A 7,995-nucleotide genomic window follows, 5' to 3' on the forward strand; every position below is an offset into this window, starting at 1 on the left:
GGTATTCATTTACTGTAACGTCTTTTCCGACGGGGTCGCAACGGCGTCCGCTTTAACGGGAAATAGGTATTTACCGAGTGTGACCAGTACCACCGCAAATACAATCACGCCAAGCGCCAGCCATTCGATGGGCGCCAGACTTTCTCCTCCCAGGCCGGTACCTAACAGTACGGCGACAACCGGATTAACGTAGGCATAGCTAGTGGCTAATGCCGGGCTGACGTTGCGGATCAAGTACATATACGCGTTGATGGCAATAATAGAACCAAACACGGCCAGATAGGCGACCGCCATAAAGCCTGAAAACGTCGGCATAGTGGTCAACTTTTCCCCGGAAATCAGCGAGGCGCACATCAGCACAATACCGGCGGCTAACATTTCAATGGCTCCGGCCATCATGCCAACGGGTAACGTTATGCGCGAGCCGTACACTGAGCCAAACGCCCAGCTTATCGAACCTATCAGGATTAAAATTGCTCCCCATGGATTACCACTCAAATTACCACCGCTGTTCAGCATGATGATCCCCGCGAGTCCAATTGCGATCCCCATCCATTCAAGTTTGCGTGTTTTGATGCCAAAAAAGTGGCTAAAACACAGCGTAAACAGCGGGACGGTAGCGACCACTACGGCGGCAATACCGGAAGGGACGTTTTGATGTTCTGCGACGGTGACCAGTCCGTTACCGACAGCCAGCAGCAGGATACCAATTAACGCGGCGTTCAAGAGCACGCGCAGAGGCGGCAGCTTATGTCCGCGGATAAGTAAGAATGCTGTTAATAAAATCCCCGCAGAGAGAAAACGAACGCCAGCCATCATCAACGGCGGCCAGCTTTCAACGCCAATGCGAATAACGAAGTACGTGGAACCCCAAATGATGTACAGCGCGAAAAGCGCACTGAAAAGCGGTAGCAATTGCCTGAAACGCATAATCCCTCACGGTGGAAATAAAAAGGTGCAACATAGTAAACGTCAAAACTATCTTGCTGGCGAGATTTATAATTACGTGCTGATGTTAAAAATTTGTTGACCAGAAAGGTCAGTTTCAGCATTGCGTGTTTTACTTCATACTTATGACTGCAAAAAAATAATATTGAGGGTAAAAATTTTGGCAGGAAGTAGCTTATTGACCTTACTCGATGATATCGCCACCTTGCTGGATGATATCTCTGTCATGGGAAAACTGGCCGCGAAAAAAACCGCGGGTGTGCTGGGAGATGATCTGTCGCTTAACGCGCAGCAGGTGTCGGGTGTGCGGGCGAACCGCGAACTCCCGGTGGTCTGGAGCGTCGCGAAAGGATCGTTTGTTAACAAAGTTATCCTTGTGCCGTTGGCGCTATTGATAAGCGCCTTCATTCCCTGGGCGATCACCCCCTTATTAATGGTAGGCGGGGCGTTCCTCTGTTTTGAAGGTGTAGAAAAAGTTCTCCATACCCTGGAAGCGCGTAAGCACAAAGAAACCCCGGAAGAGCGTCAGCAGCGTCTGACATCTTTGGCAGCGCAGGATCCACTCACCTTTGAGAAAGACAAAATCAAAGGGGCGATACGTACCGACTTTATTTTATCTGCTGAGATTGTCGCGATTACGCTGGGGATTGTAGCGGATGCGCCATTGTTGAATCAGGTGTTGGTGTTATCTGGCATCGCGTTAGTGGTGACAGTGGGGGTCTACGGCCTGGTCGGGATTATCGTTAAGCTCGATGATATCGGATACTGGTTGGCAGAAAAGCGCAGTACGCTGGCCCAGTCGCTGGGTAAAGGGTTGCTGGTCGTTGCTCCCTGGCTTATGAAAACACTTTCCGTGGTCGGCACGCTGGCGATGTTTTTGGTTGGCGGCGGAATTGTGGTGCACGGAATAACACCGCTGCATCATGCGATTGAACATTTTGCCCAACAGCAAAGTGCATTGATTGCGCTGATGCTTCCGACCCTGCTGAATCTGGTGCTCGGATTTATCATTGGCGCAATAGTGGTGCTGCTGGTGAAAGGTGTCGCCAGAGTGCGCGGAGTTTCGCACTAATTGTCGCAGGGTTGATTACGCAAAACCCTTCTTTGTCGTCTAAGGTGTAAAGGTTTCTCTTGATACAGGAGGCAGGTATGGTCTTTTCTGTCAGTGAGGAAGTCACCTCCAAAGAGGGTGGCCCACGCATGATCGTTACCGGGTATGCCAGCGGAATGGTGGAGTGTCGCTGGTACGACGGCTTTGGCGTCAAACGGGAAGCATTCCGTGAAGATGAACTGGTGCCGGGCGAGCGAAGAAAGCTCTGCCAGGATGCCTGAACACCTGGGGTGCGCGTAACCGGGTGATCTTTCAATCATTAGTTATATTTATCATTTTGGTGAGAATTATTTACTTGTCAGGCAAAAAAATTGCAGATAAGGTTTGTTTCACATCAGATTTCCTGGTGTAACGAATTTTCAAGTGCTTCTTGCATAAGCAAGCTTGATCCCGACCCGATAAGGGCCGGGATTTTTTTCGCCCTCAGTCAGCGATTGATCTCCGACACGCTAAAATCATGGATATCAAGCTCGAACGCGTCGGCCAGTTCATGCCACGTGTGGTAATCACGTCCGTCGACGCTGACGCGTTCAGGGTCATCCTGACTGCGATGAATTTCACTCTCGCAGATTTCGTTGATTGCCTTCAGTAGCGCGTCCACATCGACGCTGACTTCACGTTTGGCCGTATCGCTGTACTCTTTCGCGGTTTTCATCCTCATACCTCTCAACCGTTAAGGATACCGGGGGAGCGCATCCAAACATCAGATACGCACAACTTAAGTATAGACCGTCGATAAAACCCGCAATCGCGCGAGGCGGGCGCTGCCAGAAAAAGGAAATTGTTCTACACTGGCACAAAGCCACAGGAGGAAAACTATGAAGGTGAATGATCGGGTCACAGTCAAAACGGACGGCGGTCCTCGTCGACCGGGCGTGGTACTGGCTATCGAAGAGTTTAGTGAAGGCACCATGTACCTGGTTTCGCTGGAAGACTACCCGCTCGGTATCTGGTTCTTTAATGAAACAGGTCATCAGGATGGTATCTTCGTGGAAAAAGTAGAATAAGGTGAGTTTTGCTGCATGATCCTGACTGGTGGATTCGCCACCAGTCAGAACGTGTTAGCGCGTATTCACAAAGATACCATTGGTAACGTTATCGGTGAGTCTCACAACGTGATAGATAACTTGCTTATTATGCGTCTTTATCTTTCGTTTTATATTCCCCTTATGGGATGACACGGTCTTGGCCTTGATATTCATTTGGTCGGATATCTGTATTGTTCCCTGACCCTCCATCCACATGCGTAGCATGCTGGACTCGGTACGGCTCAATGATAATGTCGGTAGATTCACATCAATGACAAAATCTACTTCTTTTTTCAGAATATCGCCAAGGAGTTCATCCAGTGAATCTGGTTTAATCGACTTAGAACTAATCAATAAATTTTTTCTGACTAATAGATACTCATCAAAATGCACGTTGGCAATTGCCATAAACACAATAAATAATGTGCCGGGATGCTGATTAATGATTTGCTTTATTTGCTGGCTATTAGCAGGATCGTGGATAAAGCAGTCCTCATTAATAAACACCACAGCGGGCTGTTGAGAGACACAGGCGAGACTGAGCTCCTCAACGTTGGAAATGTTGTTGATTTCCCTTTTCTTCACCCCCCGACTTACCAGATATCCGGTCAACCCTAGCCGGGTGTAACTGCACAAATCCATAATAATCGTTGACATGGCATACCCTCACTCAATGCGTAACGATAATTCCCCTTACCTGATTATTTTCATCACAACTAAACGGAATAATAACGACCCAAGATGACGCTTTCGCTGTTTTTCAGGCGAAATTACTATCCCGTAAAGTTGCGTATAATTTGCCAGGAAACATCTTAAAGTAAAGTAAATGTTGCGTTATGTGAGTGAGTCAATAATAAATAAACCGCGACAGAGATATCCTGGTGGATGTTGTCACTTTTTAAATTTAGGACAATCCTTAGTAAAACAGGGTAAAAATTAAGGGTTATTATTTTCCGGGCATTTCGCTGACAATATCAGCCAACAAATTAAAAATTTCGCTGAATAATCGCTCGCAGAATGGCGCAATTAATGGCATCAGGGCTGCCATTAATGAAATACCCACGGCGAGGGTGAGTGGAAAACCGATGACGAAAATCGACAGCTGAGGAGCCATGCGATTCAGCAGACCGAGTGCGAGGTTTAGGGTGAGTAGCAGCGTCATTATCGGCAGGGCCAACATTAGCCCGTTGAGGAAAATCAGGCTACCCGCCCGCGCCAGCGCGAGAAACGCATTGCTGTTCACCGGATTGCCGCCGATTGGCAAGGTATGAAATGTATCCACCAACAGCGAAATAAGCCACAAATGGCCGTTAAAAGTCAGGAATAACAGCATGGCGAGCATGTCGATCAGTCTCGCCAGTACCGGCATATTCAGACGGCTGCCGGGATCAAAGAAGGTTGCGAAGGAGAGACCCATTTGCAGACCAATCAATTCCCCGGCGGTACGTACTGCCGCGAAGGCAAACTGCATAGTGAAGCCCAGAGCGATGCCGATCAGGATTTGTTGCATTGCCTGCCATAGCGCCACGATAGAAAAGATAGGGACGTCTACCGGGGGAATCGACGGAGCGATAACGACGGTTATCATTAACCCCAGCCCCAGTTTTACTCGTTTGGGGATCGCGCGCTCGCTGAGAATTGGAGCCGTTGAGATGAGCGCCAGGATGCGCAGCAAAGGCCAGAAGTAAAGATTCAGCCAGTGGAGCCACTCAACGCTGGTCACCTGCAGCATAATGTCATCTACCCGATGATGTAGGGGATATTGCTGAACAGCGTACGCACGTAGTCGAGCAGCAGGTTAAGCATCCACGGGCCGGCAACAATGATGGCGATAAAAACCGCGACAATTTTGGGAATGAAGGACAGCGTCATTTCGTTTATCTGGGTCGCCGCCTGCAAAATACTGATGATAAGACCTGTAACGAGGGCGACCAACAGCAAAGGCGCGGCAAGGGCCAGGGCGACTTTCATCGCCTCTGTGCCCATCATCATGACCGATTCAGGTGTCATTTCGCGCCTCTAACTGTAAAAGCTTTGAGCTAGCGAGCCGACAAGCAACTGCCAACCGTCTACCAACACAAACAGCATCAGCTTGAACGGTAGCGCGATCGTGGCCGGGGGGACCATCATCATCCCGAGCGCCATCAGCACGCTGGCGATGACCAGGTCGATAATCAGAAACGGAATAAAAATGGTAAAGCCTATCTGGAATGCCGTTTTCAGCTCGCTGGTGACATAGGCTGGAAGCAAAATCCGCATCGGTACGGCTTCTGGTCCCTGTAGGGGACCGCTGTTTGCTAAGCGCGCGAAGAGTGCCAGATCGGCTTCACGGGTCTGGCGCAACATAAACTCGCGCAGCGGCTGTGCGCCTTTCTCCATGGCTTCCTGCATAGAGATTTTCTCTTCGCTGAACGGCTGATATGCGTCGACGTAGATTTTGTCGATTACCGGCGACATGATGAAAAAGGTCAAAAATAGCGCCAGGCCCAGTAGCACCTGGTTCGGGGGGGCCGAAGGGGTTCCCAGCGCATTTCGTAACAGACCGAAAACGATGATGATGCGGGTGAAGCTGGTCATCATCAATAAAATGGCGGGCAGGAACGTCAGCGAGGTGATAAACACCAGCGTTTGCACGGGCAAAGACCAGCTTTGTCCGCCGCCAGGCAGCGGCTGGCTAACCAGACCCGGGAGCTGGGCGAGGGCTACTGGGCTGAAAAGCCATAAGCCTGCCAGCGTGATAGATAACAAACGGCGCATCAGGATCTCCCGGGACGCTTAAGCAAACTCTTCATCATGGCCTGGAAATCCGCGGGGGAGGCCGGTTTTTCTTCTGCATCAGCAGGCGCCGGGGGCAGGGTGTGCAGCACGTTAATTTGCGAGGCCGTGACGCCCAGTACCAGGCGCGCATCTTCAACCTCAACAATCACCACGCGCTCACGTGGACCCAGTGAGGTACTTGCCGCAACTTTCAGTCCGCGCGTACCGGCGCTTTTGGGGGCAAACCCCATACGCTTAATCACCCAGGCTGCAGCCAGGATCAATACGATGATCCCAAGCAGCGCGCCGCTTACCTGAACCAGCGGTGAGCCGGGTACGGCGGCTGGCTGAGAAACTGTAGCCTGGGTATTCATGATTAACGGCTCAGACGGCGCATGCGTTCAGATGGGGTAATAATGTCGGTGATACGTACGCCGTATTTGTCTGCGACAACCACCACTTCACCCTGGGCAATCAGGTAACCGTTGATCAGGATATCCAGCGGCTCGCCCGCCAGACCATCCAACGCGACGACCGAACCCTGCGTCAGACGCAGCAGCTCTTTGATGGTCATGCGGGTTCGGCCCAATTCGACGGTCAGTTTGACCGGAATGTCCATGATCAGGTCGATGTCCTGCAAGGCACCGCTGACGTCGCCGCCACCTAACTGCTGGAATACCGCATCGGCCGCACTTTTGGTGGGCGTGGTTTTTTGCTCGTTTAACGCGTCAGCCCACAGATCGTCCAATGCACCAGTGTTCTCATCGGACGGATTATTCATATCACTCATTTGGGCTGTTCCTCATTCAGCGAATTCAAAATCGGGTTTATCAGATGTTCTACGCGTAACGCATACTGACCGTTCACCGTGCCATACTGGCTGGTCAGTACAGGCACGCCGTCCACATGAGCAATAATGCGGTCGGGTTTTTCAATCGGCAGTACATCGCCGGGTTTCAGTTTTAAAATCTGGGATAGCCGCAGCGGAATGTCAGCAAAGTTTGCCACCAGCTCCAGCTCAGAATGCTGAACCTGACGCACCAGATTATTGCGCCAGTTCTGATCTTCATTACGCGAGTTTTCCAGCGGCGGGTTCACCAGCAGCTCACGCAACGGTTCAATCATGCTGAATGGCAGACAGATGTTAAATTCACCGGTCAGGTTGCCAATTTCAACGTGGAATGGGGTATTGACCACAATATCGTTAGGAGACGTGGTGATATTGGTAAATTTCACCTGCATCTCGGAACGAACGTATTCCACTTCCAGCGGATTGATGGCCTTCCACGCGTCGCTGTAGCTTTCCAGCGCCAGCTTCAGCATGCGGTTGATAACGCGCTGTTCGGTATGGGTAAATTCACGGCCTTCCACTTTCGTCGGGAAGCGGCCATCACCGCCGAACAGGTTATCGACGGCGATAAATACCAGACTCGGTGAGAACACCACCAGACCCGTACCGCGCAGCGGCTTCAGGTGGATTAAGTTCAGGTTGGTCGGAACCGGTAAGTTGCGCGCAAACTCGTGGTATGGCTGGATACGGATCGCACCCACGGTAATATCCGGGCTACGGCGCAACAGGTTAAATAATCCCATACGGAACTGGCGCGCGAAGCGTTCGTTAATGATCTCCAGCGCCTGTAAACGCTCACGTACTACGCGGCGCTGTGTGTTGGGATCGTAAGGACGAATATCGCTTTCTTTTGCGATACCGGAAATGGGTTCGTCTTTAGTTTCGCTATCGCCATTAAGCAATGCGTCGATTTCAGCCTGAGAAAGAATACTGTCGCCCATGTCTTTACCGCAGAATAAAAGCTGTATAAAGAACGTCGGTGACAACCTGTTTGGGTTGCCCAACAACGAGCGGAGTCGCGAGCGTCTCTTTGATGGCGGCAATGAGCTGTTGCTTACCTTCTTCGGTGGCGAGCGTAGCCGCGTTCTGGCGAGAGAACAGCAGCAGCAAGCGGCTGCGCACTTCCGGCAGATATTCGTTAAGACGTGAACGCGTTGCCTCGTCTTTCATGCGCAGCGTGATACCGATATACAGTACACGGTCCGCATCACCCAGATTGACGGTAAAGGTATCCAGCGCAAAGAATACCGGGGCTGGCGGTGGAGCCGGTTCCGCTTTGACGCTGGCGGACGGCTGCTGCT

13 protein-coding genes are annotated in these 7,995 nt (G+C 51.1%); 3 read left to right on the forward strand and 10 right to left on the reverse strand.

The genetic code is table 11. From position 1 onward, the window contains the following. Window positions 1-9 precede the first annotated feature (9 nt). Window positions 10-930, reverse strand: coding sequence for a drug/metabolite exporter YedA (gene yedA / locus FDW87_RS17475; RefSeq protein ID WP_047502067.1), 921 nt, complete (start codon window positions 928-930; stop codon window positions 10-12). A gap of 178 nt (window positions 931-1,108) precedes the next feature. Here yedA and FDW87_RS17480 point away from each other — a divergent pair, with 178 nt between their 5' ends. After that, window positions 1,109-2,020: a DUF808 domain-containing protein gene (locus FDW87_RS17480; protein WP_016156847.1), complete on the forward strand. Its 912-nt coding sequence runs from the start codon at window positions 1,109-1,111 to the stop codon at window positions 2,018-2,020. Between the two features lie 77 nt (window positions 2,021-2,097). Beyond that, a complete protein-coding gene (locus FDW87_RS17485; protein ID WP_016153498.1) occupies window positions 2,098-2,280 on the forward strand; it encodes a YodC family protein in 183 nt (60 codons plus the stop codon). 206 nt (window positions 2,281-2,486) lie between these two features. Here FDW87_RS17485 and yodD read toward each other — a convergent pair whose 3' ends face one another. Next, window positions 2,487-2,714: a YodD family peroxide/acid resistance protein gene (gene yodD / locus FDW87_RS17490; protein ID WP_003030417.1), complete on the reverse strand. Its 228-nt coding sequence runs from the start codon at window positions 2,712-2,714 to the stop codon at window positions 2,487-2,489. A gap of 163 nt (window positions 2,715-2,877) precedes the next feature. Between yodD and dsrB the strand changes: the two genes are divergently transcribed. Then, window positions 2,878-3,066, forward strand: coding sequence for a protein DsrB (gene dsrB, locus FDW87_RS17495; protein WP_016156846.1), 189 nt, complete (start codon window positions 2,878-2,880; stop codon window positions 3,064-3,066). A 54-nt stretch (window positions 3,067-3,120) separates the two neighbouring features. Here the strand turns inward: dsrB and rcsA are convergent, their stop codons facing one another. The 8 genes from rcsA to fliL all read right to left on the reverse strand — a co-directional run. Then, window positions 3,121-3,744 (reverse strand): transcriptional regulator RcsA, encoded by a 624-nt coding sequence (gene rcsA / locus FDW87_RS17500; RefSeq protein WP_016153497.1) that lies wholly within the window; start codon window positions 3,742-3,744, stop codon window positions 3,121-3,123. Between the two features lie 289 nt (window positions 3,745-4,033). Further along, the gene (gene fliR, locus FDW87_RS17505; protein WP_016153496.1) at window positions 4,034-4,819 is read right to left on the reverse strand and encodes a flagellar biosynthetic protein FliR; all 786 of its coding nucleotides are present in this window, start codon (window positions 4,817-4,819) and stop codon (window positions 4,034-4,036) included. Between the two features lie 8 nt (window positions 4,820-4,827). Then, window positions 4,828-5,097: a flagellar biosynthesis protein FliQ gene (gene fliQ / locus FDW87_RS17510; protein ID WP_003030425.1), complete on the reverse strand. Its 270-nt coding sequence runs from the start codon at window positions 5,095-5,097 to the stop codon at window positions 4,828-4,830. 9 nt (window positions 5,098-5,106) lie between these two features. Further along, window positions 5,107-5,844 (reverse strand): flagellar type III secretion system pore protein FliP, encoded by a 738-nt coding sequence (fliP, locus tag FDW87_RS17515; protein ID WP_006684053.1) that lies wholly within the window; start codon window positions 5,842-5,844, stop codon window positions 5,107-5,109. Further along, window positions 5,844-6,221, reverse strand: coding sequence for a flagellar biosynthetic protein FliO (gene fliO, locus FDW87_RS17520; RefSeq protein ID WP_029139581.1), 378 nt, complete (start codon window positions 6,219-6,221; stop codon window positions 5,844-5,846). Before fliO ends, fliP begins: the two co-directional genes overlap by 1 nt. Next, window positions 6,221-6,634, reverse strand: coding sequence for a flagellar motor switch protein FliN (gene fliN, locus FDW87_RS17525; RefSeq protein WP_003030433.1), 414 nt, complete (start codon window positions 6,632-6,634; stop codon window positions 6,221-6,223). Before fliN ends, fliO begins: the two co-directional genes overlap by 1 nt. After that, window positions 6,631-7,635 carry a flagellar motor switch protein FliM gene (gene fliM, locus FDW87_RS17530; protein WP_003030434.1) on the reverse strand — a complete coding sequence of 335 codons (1,005 nt, stop codon included), beginning with the start codon at window positions 7,633-7,635 and terminating at the stop codon, window positions 6,631-6,633. Before fliM ends, fliN begins: the two co-directional genes overlap by 4 nt. Before the next feature lie 4 nt (window positions 7,636-7,639). After that, window positions 7,640-7,995 (reverse strand): flagellar basal body-associated protein FliL (gene fliL, locus FDW87_RS17535; protein ID WP_252363232.1); only part of this gene is annotated, 356 nt, incomplete at its 5' end.

Source organism: Citrobacter sp. wls826, assembly GCF_005281245.1.
GTDB classification, from domain to species: domain Bacteria; phylum Pseudomonadota; class Gammaproteobacteria; order Enterobacterales; family Enterobacteriaceae; genus Citrobacter; species Citrobacter braakii.

Coding starts and splice junctions, on each gene's coding strand:
- fliM (WP_003030434.1), bottom strand. CDS start 7,635: ATGGGCGACAGTATTCTTTCTCAGGCTGAAATCGACGCATTGCTTAAT.
- yodD (WP_003030417.1), bottom strand. CDS start 2,714: ATGAAAACCGCGAAAGAGTACAGCGATACGGCCAAACGTGAAGTCAGC.
- yedA (WP_047502067.1), bottom strand. CDS start 930: ATGCGTTTCAGGCAATTGCTACCGCTTTTCAGTGCGCTTTTCGCGCTG.
- FDW87_RS17485 (WP_016153498.1), top strand. CDS start 2,098: ATGGTCTTTTCTGTCAGTGAGGAAGTCACCTCCAAAGAGGGTGGCCCA.
- fliN (WP_003030433.1), bottom strand. CDS start 6,634: ATGAGTGATATGAATAATCCGTCCGATGAGAACACTGGTGCATTGGAC.
- fliQ (WP_003030425.1), bottom strand. CDS start 5,097: ATGACACCTGAATCGGTCATGATGATGGGCACAGAGGCGATGAAAGTC.
- dsrB (WP_016156846.1), top strand. CDS start 2,878: ATGAAGGTGAATGATCGGGTCACAGTCAAAACGGACGGCGGTCCTCGT.
- fliR (WP_016153496.1), bottom strand. CDS start 4,819: ATGCTGCAGGTGACCAGCGTTGAGTGGCTCCACTGGCTGAATCTTTAC.
- fliP (WP_006684053.1), bottom strand. CDS start 5,844: ATGCGCCGTTTGTTATCTATCACGCTGGCAGGCTTATGGCTTTTCAGC.
- rcsA (WP_016153497.1), bottom strand. CDS start 3,744: ATGTCAACGATTATTATGGATTTGTGCAGTTACACCCGGCTAGGGTTG.